This window comes from Caulobacter sp. GW821-FHT12F03, from assembly GCF_058806855.1.
This window is the reverse complement of record NZ_JBXAQC010000005.1, coordinates 170,213-188,711: the sequence shown is the minus strand read 5'-3', so window position 1 is coordinate 188,711 and position 18,499 is coordinate 170,213. Positions and strand designations below refer to the sequence as shown.

The following is an 18,499-nucleotide window of genomic DNA, read 5'->3' as shown; positions in this document are numbered from 1 at the left end:
CCTACCGCTTGAGGCCCAGCCGGTCCCGCGCGATCACCCACCGGTGCACTTCCGACGGGCCGTCGTAGATCCGCATGGTGCGCATCTGGCCGGCCATCATCTGCAGCGGCAGTTCCTTGGTCATGCCCATGGCGCCGAAGGCCTGCATGGCCTGGTCGATGACCTCCCAGCCGAGCTCGGTGCCGAACACCTTGAGCATCGAGATCTCGACCCGCACGTCGCGACCCTGATCCAGCTTCCAGGCGATGTCGTAGGCCATCAGCCGGGCGGCATGGATCTTCGTCGAGGCGTCGGCGACCCACCACTGGATCGCCTGACGGTCAGCCAGTTTCGCGCCGAAGGTTTCGCGCTGGCCGGCGTGCTCGATCATCATGTCCAGCGCGCGCTGGGCCAGGGTGTAGCCCCAGATGCCCATCTGCAGGCGACGGGTCGACAGGCGGGTCTGCATCGGCGCGAAGCCCTGCCCTTCCTTGCCGAGCAGCTTGGAGCCGGGGATGCGGCAATCCTCGTAGACCACCTCGTAGGTCACCTGGCCGCCGATCATCGGGATGGCCCGCAGCACGTTGAAGCCCGGCGTTCCCTTGTCGACGAGGAAGGCGGAGATGCCGCCGCGGGCGCCCCTGGCCGGGTCGGTGACCGCCATGGTGACGGTGAAGTCGGCTTCCTTGGCCTTGCTGATCCAGATCTTGCGGCCGTTGATCACCCAGTCGTCGCCGTCGCGCACGGCCTTGGTGATCATGCCGGCCGGGTCGGCGCCGGCCCCGGGCTCGGAGATGGCGATGGCGCTGATGGCCTCGCCCGCGACGTAGGGCGCCAGGTACTGGACCCGCTGCTCCTCGTTCACCGTGGCCATCAGCATGCGCAGGTTCGGCGAGTCCGGCGGCAGGACGTAGGGGGTGATGGTCTTGCCCATCTCCTCATAGACCCCGACCATCGCGACCATCGGCAGGTCCGCGCCGCCGACGTCCTCGGGCGCATCCAGGCCCCACAGGCCCAGCTCCTTGCTGACCGCGTCGATCGGCGCCCGTTCCTCGGTCGTCAGGGCGATCGACTCGCCGGCGGCGTCACGGGCCAGCACGGCGGGTTCGAGCGGGATCAGCTGGTCGCGGACAAATTTGGCGACCAGATCCTTGAGCATCTGGTGCTCTTCGGCGAGTTGGAAGTCCAAGGTCTCTCCTTCAGGCGTAGACAGGGATCGGCGCTTCGCCGGCGACGGTGGTGCGATGCATCACCCGGCGATGGCCGTCATAGCCGCCTGTCGCATTGTGCAGGCAGCAACGGTTGTCCCACAGGATCAGCATGTCCGGCCGCCAGACGTGGCGATAGACGAACTGCTCCTGCAGCATGTGGCCGTAGAGGAAGGCCAGCAGATTTTGCGATTCCGGTTCGGTCATGCCCTCGACGCCCAGGGTGTAGATTGGGTTGACGAACAGGGCCTTGCGTCCGCTGACGGGGTGAATCCGGACGAGCGGATGCGCCTGCTGGCTGTCGGCTTCGCTGCAGTTGATGATCTGCATCGACCGGCCTGGTTTCTCGCGGGCGTAGAGGCCGTTCGCGCCGTAGGGGCGGGTCGCCGAATGGATCGCGGTCAGGCCGTCGAGGAAGCCCCGCATCACCGGGCTGAGCGCCTCATAGGCGCTGCAGCCGTCGGCGAACTCGGTATCGCCGCCCACCGGCGGGATCACCTTGGCGTGCAGTATGGTCGCGGCCGGCGGTCGGGCCTGAAAACTCCAGTCGCTGTGCCAGGCTCCGCCGAACACGCTGTTGGTCTCGTCGGGCTCGCGGCGCACCTCGAGAATATGCGGCCGGTCGGCCAGGGGCTTCACATAGGGATCGTGGCCGAAGTCGCCGAACTGGAGGGTGAAGGACTCCAGCTGGTCATGGTCGAGCGGCTGATCCGGAAACCAGACCACGCCGTGGCGGGCCCAGGCCGCCTTGACCGCCGCCAGCTGATCCGCCGGCAGCGGCGCGCCGATGTCCAGCCCGGTGATCTCGGCGCCGAAGCCGGAGGCGTTCGGTGTGACGGTGACCATAAAGCGCCTCCCCTTTTGTTTTGGGGCATGGTCGGGCGGATTGGACGCCGTTGCAATCGTCCGTGCAGGCTTCGACACGCGCCCCACGAGCGCTGCTCAACATGATGAAGTCTATAGGCCCGTCATCCTGGGCAGGCCCGAAGGGCCGTGTTGATGGAGGTAACCTCTACGCCAGCATGCGAACCTTCGGTTCACGGTCCCACTGCCGGCCGGCCGCCGGCGCGATGAAGGCGTCGGCGCCGTCAGCCAGGTCGACGATGCTTGCGTCCGGCTCGACATTGGCCTTGTCCAGCAGGGGCTGGGCCTCGGCGGTGAAGCCGATCGCCTTGAGATGAACAAAGGCGTTGCTGACGAAGTCGACGGCCGCGCTTTCCTTCAGCAAAGCGGCGCAACCCTCGTCGGACAGCACCAGGGCCACGGCGTCGAACAGCACCGAGGGCATGCCGGCCAGCTGGCCGTCGGCCTTGAGAGCCTTGCCGCCCTTCAGGGTCACGCCGCCGACCTTCGGGGCGACGATCTTCGCCGTGGCCCCGGCCGCTTCCACCGCCTTGCGGACGGCGGCGACCACCGCCCCGTCGGCCCCGTCGGTGACGAGAATGGCCACCGCGCGGCCCGCGAGACTGTCCGGATACTTGTCGATCAGCCGCAGGGCCGGCGACGGGTCCATGTCGGCCGGCGCAACCGCGGCCTTCGCCTTCGGCGGCAGGTCCATGTTCAGGCCCGCGGCGACGCGTTTGGCCAGGTCGGCGTCCACGTTCTGCAGGTTGGCCAGCATACGCAGACGGACGGGCTCGATCGCCACCTTGGACAGCTCGAAGACGATGGCGCTGGCGAGGTGGGCCTGCTCGACGGCGGACTGGGAGCGATAGAACAGGCGGGCGTGGCTGTAGTGGTCGGCGAAGGTCTCGGCGCGCAGCCGGACCTTGGCGCCTTCGAGCGGCAGGGCGAAGGCGCGGACGCCGCCGTCCGGATCCTCGCGCGGACCGCCGGGCTCGCCGTTGTCGGCCAGGCTGTTGGGTTCGTAGTTGGCGCGGCCCTTGGGGACCATGGTCTGCATGTGCCCGTCCCGCTGGAAGTTCTGGAACGGGCAGCCCTTGGCCTGGTTGATCGGCAGCTGGTGGAAGTTGACCGTGCCCAGCCGCGACAGCTGGGTGTCCTGGTAGGAGAACAGCCGGCCCTGCAGCAGGGGATCTTCCGACACGTCGATGCCCGGCGGCAGGTTGGTCGGCAGGAAGGCGACCTGCTCGGTCTCGGCGAAGAAGTTGTCAGGGTTGCGGTCCAGCACCATCCGGCCGACCACGCGCAGCGGCACAAGCTCTTCCGGAATCAGCTTGGTGGCGTCGAGGATGTCGAACGGCAGGGCGTCGGCCTCGGCCTGGCTCAGCAGCTGGACGCAGAACTCCCATTCCGGGAAGTCCCCTCGCTCGATGGCCTCGTAGAGGTCGCGGCGGTGGTAGTCCGGATCGGCGCCGGCGATCTTCACCGCCTCGTCCCAGCAGGTCGACTGCAGGCCGAGCTTGGGCCGCCAGTGGAACTTGACGAAGGTCGCCTGGTCCGTCTCGTCGAGCAGGCGGAAGGTGTTGACGCCGAAGCCCTCCATCATGCGCAGCGAGCGCGGGATAGCCCGGTCCGACATGGCCCACATGATCATGTGGGTGGATTCAGGCATCAGGCCGATGAAGTCCCAGAAGGTGTCATGGGCGCTGGCCGCCTGCGGATAGCCCTTGTCGGCCTCCATCTTCACCGAATGGACCAGGTCGGGAAACTTGATCGCGTCCTGGATGAAGAACACCGGGATGTTGTTGCCGACGAGGTCCCAGTTGCCCTCGGTGGTGTAGAACTTGACCGCGAAGCCGCGCACGTCGCGCGGCGTGTCGACCGAGCCCGCGCCGCCGGCCACCGTCGAGAAGCGGGCGAACACCTCGGTGCGCTTGCCCACCTCGGTCAGCACCTTCGCGCGGGTCACATCGGCGAGGGATTCCGTCAGTTCAAAGAAGCCATGCGCGGCCGAGCCGCGGGCGTGGACGATGCGCTCGGGAATCCGTTCGTGGTCGAAATGCTGGATCTTCTCCCGCAGGACGAAGTCTTCCAGCAGCGTGGGGCCGCGCGGGCCGCCCTTCAGCGAGTTCTGGTTGTCGCCGACCGGAATGCCGTGATTGGTCGTCAGCCGCGCCTCGGGCGCCGACGCGGTCTGGTGGGTCTCGCCGCCAGCGCCGACGGTGGTGGTGGAGCTTGAGGCGTCCTTGGGTCCGGCCATGGCGTAGGTCTCTCTGCTTGAAGGGAATGCAGAGGCCTAACGCCGTGGTCCGGTATTGGTGGCGCGCCGGAACGCCGGTTTCGGTTTTAACCGGCGCGCTTGCTGTAGTCCGGCTCGCGCTTTTCGAGGAACGCCCGCACGCCTTCGGCGAAGTCGCCGTCCTGGCTGCAGAGGATCTGGTTGCGATCTTCCATGGCGATGGCCGCCTCCAGCCCCTGGGCGTCGATGGCGTGGTTGAGGCATTCCTTGGTCAGGCGCAGGCCGAGCGGTGTGGCGTGCAGCATGTCCTTCGCGAACGACCGGCATTCGGCCTCGACCTGATCGGGCTCGACGATGCAGCTGACCAGCCCCAGCTCGCGGGCGCGGTCGGCGGTGATGAACCGGCCGGTCAGCATGTACTCGGCGGCCACCGAACTGCCGACCATGCGCGGCAGGAAGTAGCTGACGCCGATGTCGCAGGCGCTGAGTCCGATGCGGATGAAGGCCGCGTTCATGCGCATCCTCGGCGTGGCCACGCGCACGTCGCTGGCCAGGGCCAGGGCGAAGCCGCCGCCGGCCGCCGCGCCGTTGACGCCGGCGATAATCGGCTGCGGACAGCGGCGCATGGCGATGACGATCTCGCTGATCGAGCGCTGGGCCGTCAGGCCGGCGCCGACGGAACGGTCAGTGTTGTCGCCGCTGCGTTCCTTGAGGTCGAGACCGGCGCAGAAGGCGTTGCCGGCCCCCTGCAGCACCACCACCCGCACATCGCGTCGCCAGTAGAGACCGACGAAGAAGTCGCGCAGCTCGTCGACCAGCCTGGGATTGAGGGCGTTCAGCCGGTCCGGCCGGTTCATCGTCGCCCAGGCGACCTCGCCCTCCATGCGGATGTCGAGGTGTTCGTAGGGGGTCTGGGCGCTCATCGGGTCTGTCCTCCGTCGACCGGGACGATGGTCCCGTGAACAAAACTGGCCTTGGGGCTCATCAGGAAGGCGGCGACCGAGCCGATTTCCTCGGGCAGGCCGTAGCGTTTCATCGGCACCTCGCGGTCGATCCAGCGCTGCCAGTTGGCCGCCCGCGGGCCGTCCATGCGCTCCTGCCAGGTCCCGCCCGGGAAGATGATGTTGCCCGGCGCGATGGTATTGATCCGGATGCCCGAGGCGCCGGTGATCTTCGCCAGCTCCTTGGTCAGGTGGTTCATGGCGGCCTTGGCCGTGCCGTAGGTCAGCGGGGTGCCGAGGGCGCCCAGGCCGGCGATCGAACTGATCATCAGCACCGAGCCCTCGCCCCGCGGCGTCATCATGCGGTTGGCCGCCCGGGCCAGCCGCCAGGCCGAGGTCAGGTTCTGGGTGAAGCCCGCGTCCCAGGTCTCGTCGTCGACCTCCGCGCCCGGGGGGCACGGGTGCAGGCCGACATTGGCCACCGCGCCGTAGATCGGACCGAGCGCGGCCTCGGCGCCGGCCAGGGCCGTCTCGATGACCTCGGTCTGGCGCAGGTCGCCGGCCATGGCCCAGAGGTTCTCCGCGCCATACTGCCCGGCGAGGCGGGCGCGGGTCTCCTCGAGCGCCTCGGCCCCCCGCGCGGTGATGGCGACCTTCGCCCCCTCGGCCAGACAGGCCTCCACGATGCCCAGGCCGATGCCGCGGCTGGCGCCGGCGACAAAAATGGTCCTGCCCTTGAGTCCCAGATCCACGTCGTTCTCCCTCTTCGTTGCGGCCATCTGACGCCCCCGCCGCAACGTCATGCAAGCGGGGCTTGGCTGTCGTTGGGTGAGCCGGTTCAAGTTCACCGCAACAAGAATCCGGGAGGGCCGCATGAACTTCGATTTCTCCGACGAGCAGAAACAGCTTCAGGACCAGGCGCGGCGCTTCCTCGCCGACAAATGTCCGCCCTCGGCCGTCCGCGCCGTGCTGGAAGGCGGCCAGACCTACGACCGCGCCCTGTGGATCGAGCTGGGCGAGATGGGCTTCCTGGGCGCCGCGATTCCCGAGGAATACGGCGGCGTCGGCCTGGGTCACCTCGAGCTCTGCGTCATCGCCGAGGAACTGGGCCGCGCGATCGCGCCCGTGCCGGTGTCCTCGTCCATCTATCTGGCCGCCGAATTCCTGCTGGCCGCCGGCAGCGAGGACCAGAAGCGCGCCTGGCTGCCGAAGCTGGCCAGCGGCGAGGCGATCGGAACCTTCGCCTACGGCGAGGGTCTCGGACGAGTCACCGAGAGCTCGATCAAGGCCGCCATCGCGGGCGGCAAGCTGAGCGGAACGAAGTCTCCGGTTCCCGACGGAGAGATCGCCGACGTGGCCGTGGTCGCGGCGCGCGAGGGCGGCAAGGTCAGCCTGTATCTCGTCGACCTGAACGGCCCGGGCGTGACCCGCGAGACGGTCGAGAGCATCGATCCGACGCGCGGCCAGTCGGTGCTGACCTTCAAGGACGCTCCGGCCGAGCGGCTGGGTCCGGCCGGCGAAGGCTGGCGGCTGGCGTCCGAGGTCATGGACCGCGCGGCGATCCTGCTGGCGTTCGAACAGGTCGGCGGCTCGGACCGCGCGCTGGAGATGGGCCGCGACTACGCCCTGGACCGGATGGCCTTCGGCCGGCCGATCGGATCGTTCCAGGCGGTCAAGCACATCCTGGCCGACATGTACGTTTCCGCGACGCTGGCCCGCTCCAACGCCTACTACGGCGCCTGGGCGCTTTCGACGGGTTCCGCCGAACTGCCGGTCGCCGCCGCCACCGCGCGGGTCTCGGCGACGCAGGCCTTCCAGCACTGCAGCAAGAACAACATCCAGGTGCACGGCGGCATGGGCTTCACCTGGGCCTTTGACTGCCACCTCTATTACCGCCGGTCGAACAACCTGGCCCTGACCCTGGGCTCGCAATCGACCTGGGAAGACCTGCTGATCGACCGCCTGCGCCAGCGCAACGACGCTCCGGCCGCCGCGTAAGAAGGACAACGGACATGAACTTCGACGACACACCCGAAGAAGCCGCCTTCCGCGCGGTCGCCCGCGCCTGGATCGACGCGAACGCTCCCAAGGAACTGGAGGCCGAACTCAAGCAGGGCGGCTTCGCCAACAATGGCCTCAAGAGCGTCGACCCGATCGTCGTCTCCAAGGCCTGGCAGAAGAAGAAGGCCGAAGCCGGCTGGGCCTGCCTGCACTGGCCGAAGGAATACGGCGGCCGCGGCGCCACGCCGATCGAACGCGTGATCTGGGGCCAGGAAGAGGGCGTCTACGGCGCGCTCAGCGGCCTGTTCATCATCGGCCACGGCATGTGCGGCCCGACGGTCATGGCCTGGGCCGATGAAGAGACCAAGCAGCGCCTGCTGCCGCCGCTGGCCTCCGGCGAGCACATCTGGTGCCAGCTGTTCAGCGAGCCCGCCGGCGGCTCCGACCTGGCCGGTCTGCGCACGGCCGCCGTGCCGGCCACGGACGGCTCCGGCGACTGGATCATCAACGGCCAGAAGATCTGGACCAGCGGCGCCCAGCACAGCGACTACGGCATCGTCATCACCCGCACCGACCCCACCGTGCCCAAGCACAAGGGCCTGACGATGTTCTGGCTCGACATGAAGACGCCGGGCATCGACGTGCGGCCGATCAAGCAGGCCAACGGCCAGTCGGGCTTCAACGAGGTCTATTTCACCGACGTGCGCATCCCCGACAGCCAGCGCCTCGGCGCGGTCGGCCAGGGCTGGAGCGTGTCGCTGACCACCCTGATGAACGAGCGCCTGTCGATCGGTTCGGGCATGCCGACCGGCTTCCCGGAGCTGTTCGACTTCTGCATGAACCTGCGCACCGAGGACGGCCTGGCCATCGACGACCGGTCGGTCCGGTCGCGCCTCGCCGGCTACGCGGTCAAGGCCAGCGGCCTGAAGTACACGGGCATGCGGGCCATCTCGGCCCTGTCGAAGGGGGAGACCCCCGGGCCGGAGAACTCGATCGGCAAGCTGGTCGCCGGCGCGACCATGCAGGAACTGGCGATGTACGCGCTGGACCTGCAGGGCCAGGCCGGACTGCTGTCCGACCCGACCCAGGCGGCGGCCGGCGCGCGGTTCCAGCAGATGCTGCTGCGCTCGCCCGCCACCCGCGTCGAGGGCGGCACGGACGAAATCCTGCGCAACATCATCGCCGAACGGGTTCTCGGCCTGCCCGGCGATATCCGCGTGGACAAGGACGTGGCGTTCAAGGACATTCCGACCTCCGGACGAGGCTAGGAGCACGTCACATGGCTGGCGATCCCGCGGGCCCGCCGGTCCGCGTGACGCCGGCCGGCGAGGCGGAGCGGGCCCTCATCGAGGGCCTGTTCCAGTTCTACCTGTATGATTTCTCCGAGATGGAGCCGCCGGAGGCCACGGACCTGGTGTTCGAGGAGGACGGCCGCTACCGGCCGTTTCCGCCCCTGGCGACCTACTGGGACGAAGCCGACCGCTGGCCGCTGCTGATCCGCGTCGGCGGTCGGCCCGCCGGCTTCGCCCTGATCAACACCCACTCGCACAAGGGCGGCCACGTCGGGCGCAACATGGGCGAGTTCTTTGTCGCCCGGAAATACCGCGGCGGCGCGATCGCGACCGAGGCGCTGCGTCAGGTGCTGGCGCTGCATCCGGGACCGTGGGAAGTCGCCGTCGTCGCGCGCAACGCCCGGGCCAAGGTGTTCTGGCCGCGCGCGCTCGTCGCGGCCGGCGTTCATGACCTTGCGGTGGAAGAGCGGGACGACGACCAGTGGAGGGGCCCGATCTGGTCGTTCCGCGTCGACCCGGCCTGAGCTACTTCGCCTTGCGGAACGGCTTGACCCGCAGCTTGGTGCGATGGTCGTCGCCGGCGGCGACCTGGCCGGTCTCGGTCTGGCCGCGCAGGTAGACCTTCTGCCACTTCTCGGCCTGCGCCGTGGAGCCCGGGGTCTTAAGGTCGGCGTTGAAGGTGTTGCGGCTGGCCGACCAGGCCTCGTACTCGGCTTTCAGGACCGGATCGTCCGAGAGCGCCCGCACCTCGGGCGTCAGGGCCTCCACCTCGCCCCGCTTGACCGGGAAGATGTGGCAGATCGGCTCATCCTTCTCGAAACGCAGCAGCACGTTCGGCCGGGTGAAGATCCAGTTCATCGTGAAGCTGAACGGCATCCAGTCGGTCTCGACCACGCCGGTCAGCGGATAGATGCCGTCCTTGGGCCGGTTGATCGGCCCCTGCACCACCAGGTCGTAGCCGGGCTCGGTGCGGAACAGGGCCGGGATATGGAAGGTGAGGATGCCATGGCCGAAGTGGCTGACGGCGGGGGCGGTCGTTCCGGTGTCCGCGCCGATCAGCACGGCGTCGAGGCCCGGCTTGCCGGTCCAGCCCGCCGCGAACCCGGAGGGCGACAGCAACTCCCAGCCGTGGCCGTTGGCGATGTTCAGCGGCAGGCAGCGATAGGCGAACCGCTCGTTGGTCGCCTGCATCCAGTCGCGCTCCAGCGGCGCGGGCCGGATGATCAGCGGCGCGTCGCCGATGACGTAGGCGGTGATCTTGCCCGGATCCTTCTGCGTGTCGGCGTCGCTCACGCGGCGGCCTCCGCGAGGGTGGTGGCGATGTCGGCGCCGCCCTTGAGGGTCAGGGTCACGGGGGTGCGTTCGGCGATGTCGGCCAGTCGCGCCCGCTGGTCGGCGTCGAGGGGGCCGGTCAGGTGCAGCACGCGCTCGATCTTCGAGCGGTCGCCGTCCTTGTAGTGCTTCAGGTCGACCTCCACCGCGGTCAGGGGCCAGCCCTTCCGCTCGGCGTACATGCGCAGGGTGATGGCCGTGCAGCCGCCGAGGCTGGCGAGCAGCAGGTCGTAGGGCGCGGGCCCGGCGTCCTGGCCGCCCAGCGACATCGGCTCATCGACGGTCAGGCTGTGGCGGCCGACGGCCACCTGTGTCGCCCAGTTGGTCGTCCCGATCGTCGCGACCGCATGCGCCATGACAGCCTTCTTCCCGTCTAGAGCCTCAGAACCAGCTTCGCCATGATGTCACGCTGGATCTGGTTCGAGCCACCATAGATAGAGGCCGCGCGGTTGTTGAGATAGCGGGCCATGGCGATCAGGCTGTGATCGGGGCCGACCGGCGTCTCGTTCGCGCCGGGAACCCGCGCGGCCGGCTGGTCGACGGCGGCGTAGTGGTTGGCGATCTCGATGGCGAGCTCGTCGAGGCGCTGGGTGCATTCGGTCGACTGGGTCTTGAGCATCGAGGACGCCGGGCCGGGGTTCTTGCCGCCGGCCAGGGCCGACATCACGCGGTGCTCGGTGATCTCGATCGATTCGACGAGGATCTCGGCCTCGGCCAGACGCAGGCGGAAGTCCCGATCGTCGATCAGCGGCGATCCCTCGTCGGACGCCTCGTTCGCGGCCATCGCCTTCAGCTTGGCGACGCCGCCCCGCAGCCCCGGCGCCGAGCTGCCACCGCGCTCGAACTCGAGCAGGTACTTGGCGACGGTCCAGCCGTCGTTCTCCTCGCCCAGACGCCCGGACTTGGGAACGCGGACGTTGTCGAAGAACACCTGGTTGACCTCATGCTCGCCGGCCAGGGTGATGATCGGCTTCACCTCGATCCCGGGGGTGTCCATTTCCAGCAGCAGGAAGGTGATGCCCTGCTGCGGCTTGCCGCCGGCCCAGGTGCGGACCAGGCAGAACATGCGGTTGGCGAAGTGGGCGTGGGTCGTCCAGATCTTCGAACCGTTCAGGACGTAGTGGTCGCCGTCCGACTCGGCGCGCATCTGCAGACTGGCGAGGTCCGACCCCGAGCCCGGCTCGGAGTAGCCCTGGCACCAGTAGTCGTCCCCGGCCAGGATGCGCGGCAGGTAGAAGGCCTTCTGTTCGGGCGTGCCGTACTTCTGGATGCAGGGCCCGACCATGCGCAGGCCCATCGGCGACAGCGGCGGCGCGCCGGCGCGCGTGCATTCGGCGGCGAAGATATAGCGCTGCATCTCGTTCCAGCCGCAGCCGCCGTACTCGACCGGCCAGCTCGGCGCGACCCAGCCCTTGGCGTGGAGGATTTTCTGCCAGGGGATCGAATACTGCTTCTCGATGAACACGCTGGTGACCATCTGGCCCGCCATGCGCAGGTCGGCCGGCAGGGACTCGTCGAGAAAGGCGCGGACCTCGTCGCGGAAAGCCAGTTCTTCGGGGGTCAGGTCGAGGTTCATCGTCGCGGATCCATGGGGTTGTCGCACCTGATCAGAGTGCTCGCCGTTCGCCTAGACCGGTGGACGCCACGTGACGCAAACGGTTTTCTTGGGCCATCGCGAGACGGCTTGGTCTTGCCAGCGCGGGCGGCGCAGGGTCCAACCTGACCCCATGTCCGATGTCCGCGCCTATCGCGCCGCCCTGGTCCACTGTCTTGACGATCCCCGCCGCGCGGGAACGGGCGCGGTCGTGCATCACGCTGACGGCCTGCTGCTGGTCGAGGACGGCCATGTCGCCGCCTGCGGTCCGTGGACGGAGCTCGGCCCGGACCTGGCCGCGGACGTGCCGGTCACCCATCTGCCGGACCGGATCCTGACGCCGGGCTTTGTCGACACCCACGTCCACTTCCCGCAGATCGACATGATCGCCGCCTTCAGCGGTCAGCTGCTCGACTGGCTGGAGGAGAAGACCTTTCCCGCCGAACGCGCCTTCGCCGACCGGGCCCATGCGGACGACGCGGCGCGGGCGTTTCTCGGCGAGCTGCTGCGCAACGGCACGACCACGGCGATGGTCTTCGGCTCGGTGCACCGGGCGTCGGTCGAGGCCCTGTTCGAGGCGGCCCTGGCGCGCAACATGCGGCTGATCGCCGGCAAGTCGCTGATGGACCTGGGCCCCGAGGGCCTGAGCGACACGGTCGAGCGCGGGCGCGCCGAGACCGAAGCCCTGATCCGCGACTGGGGCAGGCGCGGCCGGCTGGGCTATGCGGTCACGCCGCGGTTCGCCCTGTCGTCCTCGCCGGAGCAGCTGGCGGCGGCCGGCGAGATCCTGCACGCCCATGACCATGTCTGGATGCAGACCCATCTGGCCGAGAATCCGCGCGAGGTTTCCGCCGTCGCCGACGCCTTCCCGCAGTCGCGCGACTATCTGGACGCCTACGACCGGTTCGGTCTGGTCACGGACCGTTCGGTGTTCGCCCACGCCATCCACACGACCGACCGCGCGCTGCACCGGATGGCGCAGGCCGGGGCGACGATCGCCCACTGCCCGACCTCGAACCTGTTCCTCGGCAGCGGCCTGTTCGACCTGGCCCGCGCGGACGCTCACGGCGTCTGCGTCGGTCTGGGCACGGACGTCGGCGCGGGGACCAGTTTCTCGATGCTGACCACCGCGGCGACGGCCTGCAACGTGGCGCAGCTGAAGGGCAGCCCGCTCGACCCGCTGCGCGCCTTCTACCTGGCGACCCTCGGCGGAGCCCGGGCGCTGGGCCTGGATCACCGCATCGGCAGCTTCCGCGTCGGCAGCGAGGCCGACTTCGTCGCGCTTGATCCGGCGGCCACGCCGCTGCTCGCGCGCCGCCTGTCCGGCGTCAGCGATATCCGCGAGATCCTGTTCGCGCTGATGGTGCTGGGCGACGACCGGGCGGTGGCCCGCACCTGGGTGGCGGGGGCCGTCGCGCACGACCGCGGCTGAGCGTCAGTCGCCGGGCAGGGCGACGATGTTCACGGTGGCGGGAATCAGCACGCCGTTGGCGTCGGGCTTGCCGATCACATGATAGCCGAAGGTCCCGCTGCCGCCGCCGTTGTCCTGAACGTCGAAGATGTAGGTCCCGTCCGCGCCGACATTGACCAGCCGGCCCATGATGAAGCCGCCGCTGCCGCCGTTCGCGTCGGGCCGGTTGTAGGTGATCCAGCCGTCAGCGTTGGCGGCCGGCACGTTGGCCGCCGGACGGCAGCCCCAGACCTTGATCGATTCAGAGGCCGGATCGACCTCCCAGCCGACGCCGGCGAAGCATTTAGGATCAAAGGCCGGGCCCGCGGCCGAGGCCGGGGCCTGCCAGGCCAGGAACGTCAGGGCCGCCGAGGCGGCGAGGGCGAGCGTGACAGGCTTCATGGCCTACTCCCGAACAGGTCCGCCAAATCGGCGCGAGGCCATGGGAAGACCGGTCCTGCCCGCCGACAAGCCGCCGCCTACCCGAATTGTGGAACCTTGCGGCGCCGGCGGCGAAGATGGTTCGCGGTCGTTAAGCCTAATACTTACCCTATCGGACAGGGTTTACGACCCTTCATTGTATTCGTTGAATATATTTCAAGGGCTGACCTGTAATCCTGATTTCAGTGTCGGGGAGAGCGCCGAAAAATCGGCTGCTCGTTTACGGGGGTTCCGCAGCATGCGAGTCGCCACCATCGCCAGTCTTGGCGCGTCTGCCCTTCTGGGCGTCGGGGCGTTGTTTGTCGCCAAGGTCTGGCTACCCAATTCGGCGCCCGGCGCGACCCGCGCGGGCGCGGCGGAAATGCCGGCGGAGATGCTCAAGCCCGTGGTCGCGGCCTCCGGGGCCGTCGCCTTCGGCCAGAAGCTCGAGGCCAGGAACCTGACTGTCATCCGCATGCCGGCCGGATCGGTGCCGGAAGGCGCCTACAGCTCGATCCAGCAGGTCATCGGCCTGGACGGCGGCGCGCCGGTCACCCTGACGGCCCTGGTCAACCACGAACCGATCCTGCCGACCAAGGTCAGCGGCGGCGGGGCGCGGCCGTCGGTCGCCGCGACCATCGCCCAGGGCATGCGCGCCTACACCATCAAGGTTGACGACGTCGCCGGCGGCGGCGGCCACATCCTGCCCGGCGACCGGGTCGACGTGATCCTCGTCCAGGAGATCACCCGCACGGGCGCGGTCGAGGGGTCGGCCACGACCAAGAATGTCATCGCCACCCTGGTGCTGCAGAATGTTCGGGTGCTGGGCATGGACCTGGTGGCCGATCCGGCGACGACAGAGAAGTCGCCGCCCAAGACCGCGACGCTGGAAGTCACCGCCCTCGACGCCGGCAAGCTGTCGGCGGCCGGTCAGGCCGGCACCCTGTCGCTGGCCCTGCGCCGCAGCGGCTCGACCGACGTGGCCCAGCTTCAGCCGATGACCCTGCCGGAACTGCTGCGCACGCCCGACGGCGTGGTCGGCGCCGGGGCCATCGCCACCCCGGTCCCGGCCCGCCGGATCACCGTGCGCCACCGCGCCCCTTCGACCCCGACAGCCCCGGCCGCGCGCGGCCTCGTGATCACCCAGGGCGGCAAGCGGGAAACCGTGTCCGTGCCCACAGAGCGCTTCGGGAGCTGACCTCATGCGTCGCATCGCCATCGTCTGCGCGGCGGCTCTCGCCTGCGCGCCCGTCGGGCCGGCCTGGGCCCAGGCCGTCGTCGCCAGCTCGCTGGTCGGCGAGCTGGCCCCCAGCCGCGTCATCACCGTGCCGAAGGACAAGTCGATCGCCTTCCGGCTGATGACCAACGCCGGCGAGATCGTCGTGGCCCAGCCCGACATCGCCGAGATCGTCGCCAACACCGACCGCAGCGTCTACGTCCGCGGCAAGACCCTCGGCACGACCAACATCCTGATCTACGACCCGGTCCACCGCCTGATCGAGGTGATCGACGTGCGGGTGGCGCAGGACATCGAGTCCCTGCAGTCAGACCTGCGCAACGCCCTCCCCGGGGAGCCGATCCGGGTCATTCCCATGGCCGGCGGCGTGCTGCTGTCGGGCCGGGTCTCGACGACCTCGGTCGCCGCCCGGGCCAAGGCCATCGCCGAGCGCTACGCTCCGGGCGGCGTCACCTCCGACCTGACCGTCGAGGCGGCCCAGCAGGTCATGCTCGAGGTGCGCATCATCGAGGCCAGCCGCAGCTCCCTGAAGGACTTCGGCATCAACATCGGCATCGAGAACAACTCCGGCATCGTGTTCGGCTCGGGCACCGGCCTGATCGGGCTGAACGCGCCGCAGGGCACGCTGACGCTGTCGACGAACGTCGGGCCGACGACCATCGAGGCGACCCTGCGGGCGCTGGAGGAGCGCGGTGTGATCCGCACCCTGGCCCGGCCGAACCTGGCCGCCATTTCCGGCCAGGAGGCGACCTTCCTCGCCGGCGGCGAGTTCCCCTATCCGGTCCCGACCGGTCAGGGCGACATCACCATCGAGTTCAAGCCGTTCGGGGTGAACCTCAAGTTCACGCCGGTCGTCCAGGACGGCGGGCTGATCAACCTGAAGGTCGCGCCCGAAGTCAGCCAGCTCGACTACCGCCAGAGCCTGCGGCTCTCCAACGTCGAGGTGCCGAGCATTCTGGTGCGGCGGGCGGCGACGACCATCGAGCTGAAGGACGGCGAGACGTTCGCCATCGCCGGCCTGTTCCAGCAGGACTACGCCAACACCGCCCGGCAAATCCCCTGGGCCGGCGACGTCCCGGTGCTCGGCGCCCTGTTCCGCTCGGCCCGCTGGAAGAAGCAGGAAACCGAGCTGCTGATCCTGGTCACGCCACGCCTGGTGACGGCCTCGGAAAGCCGGGCCCTGGCGCCCGATCCCTTCAAGGGCTCCACCGAGCCCAGCGCCATCGACGTGATCCTCAACGGCCTGAGCCTGGATCGCGCGATGGCCCCGGCCGGACCCGCCTGGCCCGAGCCCGCGCCGGCCGGTTCGTGAGGTGCGTGAGATGAGCTTTGCTGGACGACGTGTACTGATCATCGGAACGGGCCTGGTCGACATGGCCGCCCGGGCGCTGGAGGGCGCGGTCATCGAGACCGCCGTCGCCGACAGCCTGAACGGCCGGTCGCTGCAGAACGACCCGCCCGACCTGGTGCTGATCGATGCGACCGGGGCGACGGCCGAGGCGCTCGGCGGCGCGATCGCGACCCTGGGCCGCGCCCCCACCCCGCCGCCGACCCTGCTGGTCGGCGGGCATCTGCCGGTGGCCCTCGTGCGGGCCCTGATGCGCCTGCCGCATTCGGACGTGCTGGAAGCGCCGTTCACGGTCCAGGACCTGGCCGCCACGGCCGCGCCGCTGATGACCGCCCGCCTGACGCCGGTGCAGAGCGCGCCGTCGCGCTGCTGGACCGTCATGGGCGCGGTCGGCGGCGCCGGCGCGACGACCATCGCCATCGAGATCGCCTGCGCCCTGGCCGAACGCCTCCCCGGCCCGCGCCGGGTCTGCCTGATCGACCTGAACATCGCCGACGGCGCGGCGGCCGCCTATCTCGCGGCCCCGGCCAACATGCTGCTCAGCCGCGCCTCCCAGGCGCCCGAGCGAATCGACCCGTCGCTGCTCGACGCCTTCATCTCCCAGGCCCCGGGCGGCATCGACCTGCTGGCGGCGGCGCGCGACTGCCACGCCTTTGATACGACCTCGGCCGAGGCCGTGCTGCGCATCCTCGACGTGGCCTGCCAGGTCTATGACGCGGTCGTCGTCGACGCCCCGCGCCACCGCCGCGCCTGGACCCTCGATGTCCTGTCGGGCTCGGATGAACTGCTGGTCGTCTCGGAACTGACGGTGCCGGCCCTGCTGGCCGCGCGGTCGCTGGCCGGCGAGATTGAGGCCGAGCTGCCCGACGGCCCGCCGCCGCGCATCGTACTCAACCGTCTGGCCAAGCGGGTGTTCGGCCCGGCCCCCTCGATGGTCGAGGCGGAGAAGGCCCTGCAGCGCCGCGCGGTCGGCGGCATCACCTCCGACTGGGAGGCGGCGGCGGCCTCGGCCAACCTCGGCGGCCCGATCAGCCAGCACCGGCCCAAGTCGCGCATCGTCAAGGACGTCGGCGATCTGGTCGACCGGCTGATGGCCTCGCCGGCCGTGCGCGGCGACCAGGCGAGGGTCGCCTGATGAGCCGCTTCTCGCTGCGCCGGGCCGTGCGCCCGGAACCCGTGCCGGAACCGGCGCAGACGCCGGTCCTGATCGTCGAGACGCCGGCGGCGCCCGCCGCCGCACCCCACGTGTCGGACGAACAGCTCGACATGCGGCTGCGGCTGCACGCCCGGCTGATCGAGGAGATCGACCTCTCCAAGCTCGGCGAGCTGGACGAGGGCGAGATGCGCCGGCAGGTGCGCCGGCTGGTCGGCGACTTCGCCCGCGACAGCCGGCTGGCCCTGAACACCGCCGAACTCGACCAGATGGGCGAGGAGGTGTTCGACGAGATGGTCGGCCTCGGCCCCATCGAGCCTCTGCTCAAGGACGAGTCGATCAACGACATCCTGATCAACGGGCCGTTCCAGGTTTACGTCGAGCGGCGCGGCGAGCTGGAGCTGACGCCGATCCGCTTCCGCGACAACGATCACCTGCTGCGCATCGTCAACCGCATCGTCGCCGCCGTCGGCCGGCGCATCGACGAGTCGAGCCCGATGGTCGACGCCCGCCTGGCCGACGGCAGCCGTGTGAACGCCGCCATCGCCCCGATCGCCATCGACGGGGCCTGCGTCTCGATCCGCAAGTTCTCCAAGAAGCCGCTGAGCTTCGAGCGGCTGGTCGCCGTCGGCGCCATGCCGGCCTGCGTCGCCGAGTTCCTCGCCGGGGCGGTCAAGTCGCGCGTCTCGACGGTCATCAGCGGCGGCACCGGCTCGGGCAAGACCACCCTGCTCAACGCCTGCTCCGCGGCGATCAGCGAGAAGGAACGGCTGATCACCATCGAGGACGCGGCCGAACTGCAGCTGCAGCAGCCGCACGTGGTGCGCATGGAGACCCGCCCGCCGAACATCGAGGGCAAGGGCGAGATCCGCCAGCGCGAGCTGGTCAAGAACGCCCTGCGCATGCGGCCGGACCGCGTGATCCTCGGCGAGGTCCGCGGCGAGGAAGCCTTCGACATGCTCCAGGCCATGAACACCGGCCACGAGGGCTCGATGGCCACGATTCACTCCAACTCCGCCCGCGAGGCCATCACCCGTCTCGAACAGATGGTCGCCATGGGCGGCATGACCCTGAGCGCCGAGGCCGTGCGGGGGCAGATCGCCGCCGCCGTCGGCATGGTCGTCCAGGTCATGCGTCTGTCGGACGGCAAGCGGAAGGTCATGAGCGTCACCGAGATCACCGGCATGGAAGGCCAGGTGGTGCAGATGCAGGACATCTTCGTCTTCAACCGGCTCAGCACCGAACCGGACGGCACGGTCATCGGCGAATTCCGGGCCACCGGCCTGCGGCCGAAATGCCTCGACGAGATGATCCGCAAGGGCATCCACTTCGACACCGCCAACTTCGATCCCGCGCGGGTGCTGTGATGGGAAACGTGCGTCCTTCGACACGCAGCCTGCGGCTGCTGCTCAGGATGACGTGCATTTGCGTTCGTCATGGTGAGCAGCCGGCGAAGCCGGCG

Annotated in this window: 17 protein-coding genes; 8 read left to right on the top strand and 9 right to left on the bottom strand. The window is 69.4% G+C overall.

Annotated elements, in window-relative coordinates:
- Nucleotide 1: 1 nt before the first annotated feature.
- From AC1RN0_RS13680 to AC1RN0_RS13660, 5 genes are all read right to left on the bottom strand, one after another.
- On the bottom strand, nucleotides 2-1,168 hold the full coding sequence (locus tag AC1RN0_RS13680) for an acyl-CoA dehydrogenase family protein (RefSeq protein ID WP_492788003.1): 1,167 nt from the start codon (nucleotides 1,166-1,168) through the stop codon (nucleotides 2-4).
- A 10-nt stretch (nucleotides 1,169-1,178) separates the two neighbouring features.
- On the bottom strand, nucleotides 1,179-2,033 hold the full coding sequence (locus AC1RN0_RS13675; protein ID WP_492788002.1) for a TauD/TfdA dioxygenase family protein: 855 nt from the start codon (nucleotides 2,031-2,033) through the stop codon (nucleotides 1,179-1,181).
- A 166-nt stretch (nucleotides 2,034-2,199) separates the two neighbouring features.
- Nucleotides 2,200-4,290: a catalase gene (locus tag AC1RN0_RS13670; RefSeq protein WP_492788001.1), complete on the bottom strand. Its 2,091-nt coding sequence runs from the start codon at nucleotides 4,288-4,290 to the stop codon at nucleotides 2,200-2,202.
- An 86-nt stretch (nucleotides 4,291-4,376) separates the two neighbouring features.
- Nucleotides 4,377-5,192: an enoyl-CoA hydratase/isomerase family protein gene (locus tag AC1RN0_RS13665; protein ID WP_492788000.1), complete on the bottom strand. Its 816-nt coding sequence runs from the start codon at nucleotides 5,190-5,192 to the stop codon at nucleotides 4,377-4,379.
- A complete protein-coding gene (locus AC1RN0_RS13660) occupies nucleotides 5,189-5,962 on the bottom strand; it encodes an SDR family NAD(P)-dependent oxidoreductase (protein ID WP_492787999.1) in 774 nt (257 codons plus the stop codon). The genes AC1RN0_RS13665 and AC1RN0_RS13660 overlap by 4 nt, the downstream gene beginning before the upstream one ends.
- A gap of 121 nt (nucleotides 5,963-6,083) precedes the next feature.
- On the opposite strand from AC1RN0_RS13660, the gene AC1RN0_RS13655 reads away from it, so the two are divergent.
- From AC1RN0_RS13655 to AC1RN0_RS13645, 3 genes are read left to right on the top strand one after another with little or no spacing between them, the layout of a single operon-like run.
- Nucleotides 6,084-7,208, top strand: a complete 1,125-nt coding sequence (locus tag AC1RN0_RS13655) for an acyl-CoA dehydrogenase family protein (protein ID WP_492787998.1) — start codon at nucleotides 6,084-6,086, stop codon at nucleotides 7,206-7,208.
- Nucleotides 7,209-7,222: 14 nt separating this feature from the next.
- Complete coding sequence (locus tag AC1RN0_RS13650) at nucleotides 7,223-8,479, top strand: acyl-CoA dehydrogenase (RefSeq protein ID WP_492787997.1); 1,257 nt, start codon at nucleotides 7,223-7,225, stop codon at nucleotides 8,477-8,479.
- 11 nt (nucleotides 8,480-8,490) lie between these two features.
- Nucleotides 8,491-9,027, top strand: a complete 537-nt coding sequence (locus tag AC1RN0_RS13645; RefSeq protein ID WP_492787996.1) for a GNAT family N-acetyltransferase — start codon at nucleotides 8,491-8,493, stop codon at nucleotides 9,025-9,027.
- Nucleotide 9,028: 1 nt separating this feature from the next.
- Here the strand turns inward: AC1RN0_RS13645 and AC1RN0_RS13640 are convergent, their stop codons facing one another.
- From AC1RN0_RS13640 to AC1RN0_RS13630, 3 genes are read right to left on the bottom strand one after another with little or no spacing between them, the layout of a single operon-like run.
- Nucleotides 9,029-9,796, bottom strand: coding sequence for a DUF6065 family protein (locus tag AC1RN0_RS13640; RefSeq protein WP_492787995.1), 768 nt, complete (start codon nucleotides 9,794-9,796; stop codon nucleotides 9,029-9,031).
- Nucleotides 9,793-10,191 carry an OsmC family protein gene (locus AC1RN0_RS13635; RefSeq protein WP_492787994.1) on the bottom strand — a complete coding sequence of 133 codons (399 nt, stop codon included), beginning with the start codon at nucleotides 10,189-10,191 and terminating at the stop codon, nucleotides 9,793-9,795. The genes AC1RN0_RS13640 and AC1RN0_RS13635 overlap by 4 nt, the downstream gene beginning before the upstream one ends.
- A gap of 17 nt (nucleotides 10,192-10,208) precedes the next feature.
- Nucleotides 10,209-11,411 carry an acyl-CoA dehydrogenase family protein gene (locus AC1RN0_RS13630; protein ID WP_492787993.1) on the bottom strand — a complete coding sequence of 401 codons (1,203 nt, stop codon included), beginning with the start codon at nucleotides 11,409-11,411 and terminating at the stop codon, nucleotides 10,209-10,211.
- Between the two features lie 151 nt (nucleotides 11,412-11,562).
- On the opposite strand from AC1RN0_RS13630, the gene guaD reads away from it, so the two are divergent.
- A complete protein-coding gene (guaD, locus tag AC1RN0_RS13625; RefSeq protein WP_492787992.1) occupies nucleotides 11,563-12,861 on the top strand; it encodes a guanine deaminase in 1,299 nt (432 codons plus the stop codon).
- 3 nt (nucleotides 12,862-12,864) lie between these two features.
- Here the strand turns inward: guaD and AC1RN0_RS13620 are convergent, their stop codons facing one another.
- Nucleotides 12,865-13,281, bottom strand: a complete 417-nt coding sequence (locus AC1RN0_RS13620) for a hypothetical protein (RefSeq protein WP_492787991.1) — start codon at nucleotides 13,279-13,281, stop codon at nucleotides 12,865-12,867.
- Between the two features lie 277 nt (nucleotides 13,282-13,558).
- Here AC1RN0_RS13620 and cpaB point away from each other — a divergent pair, with 277 nt between their 5' ends.
- From cpaB to AC1RN0_RS13600, 4 genes are read left to right on the top strand one after another with little or no spacing between them, the layout of a single operon-like run.
- On the top strand, nucleotides 13,559-14,497 hold the full coding sequence (gene cpaB, locus AC1RN0_RS13615) for a Flp pilus assembly protein CpaB (RefSeq protein ID WP_492787990.1): 939 nt from the start codon (nucleotides 13,559-13,561) through the stop codon (nucleotides 14,495-14,497).
- Between the two features lie 4 nt (nucleotides 14,498-14,501).
- On the top strand, nucleotides 14,502-15,848 hold the full coding sequence (locus AC1RN0_RS13610; protein ID WP_492787989.1) for a type II and III secretion system protein family protein: 1,347 nt from the start codon (nucleotides 14,502-14,504) through the stop codon (nucleotides 15,846-15,848).
- A 10-nt stretch (nucleotides 15,849-15,858) separates the two neighbouring features.
- Nucleotides 15,859-17,019: a CpaE/TadZ family protein gene (locus AC1RN0_RS13605; protein ID WP_492787988.1), complete on the top strand. Its 1,161-nt coding sequence runs from the start codon at nucleotides 15,859-15,861 to the stop codon at nucleotides 17,017-17,019.
- Complete coding sequence (locus AC1RN0_RS13600) at nucleotides 17,019-18,404, top strand: TadA family conjugal transfer-associated ATPase (RefSeq protein ID WP_492787987.1); 1,386 nt, start codon at nucleotides 17,019-17,021, stop codon at nucleotides 18,402-18,404. The genes AC1RN0_RS13605 and AC1RN0_RS13600 overlap by 1 nt, the downstream gene beginning before the upstream one ends.
- Nucleotides 18,405-18,499: the final 95 nt, after the last annotated feature.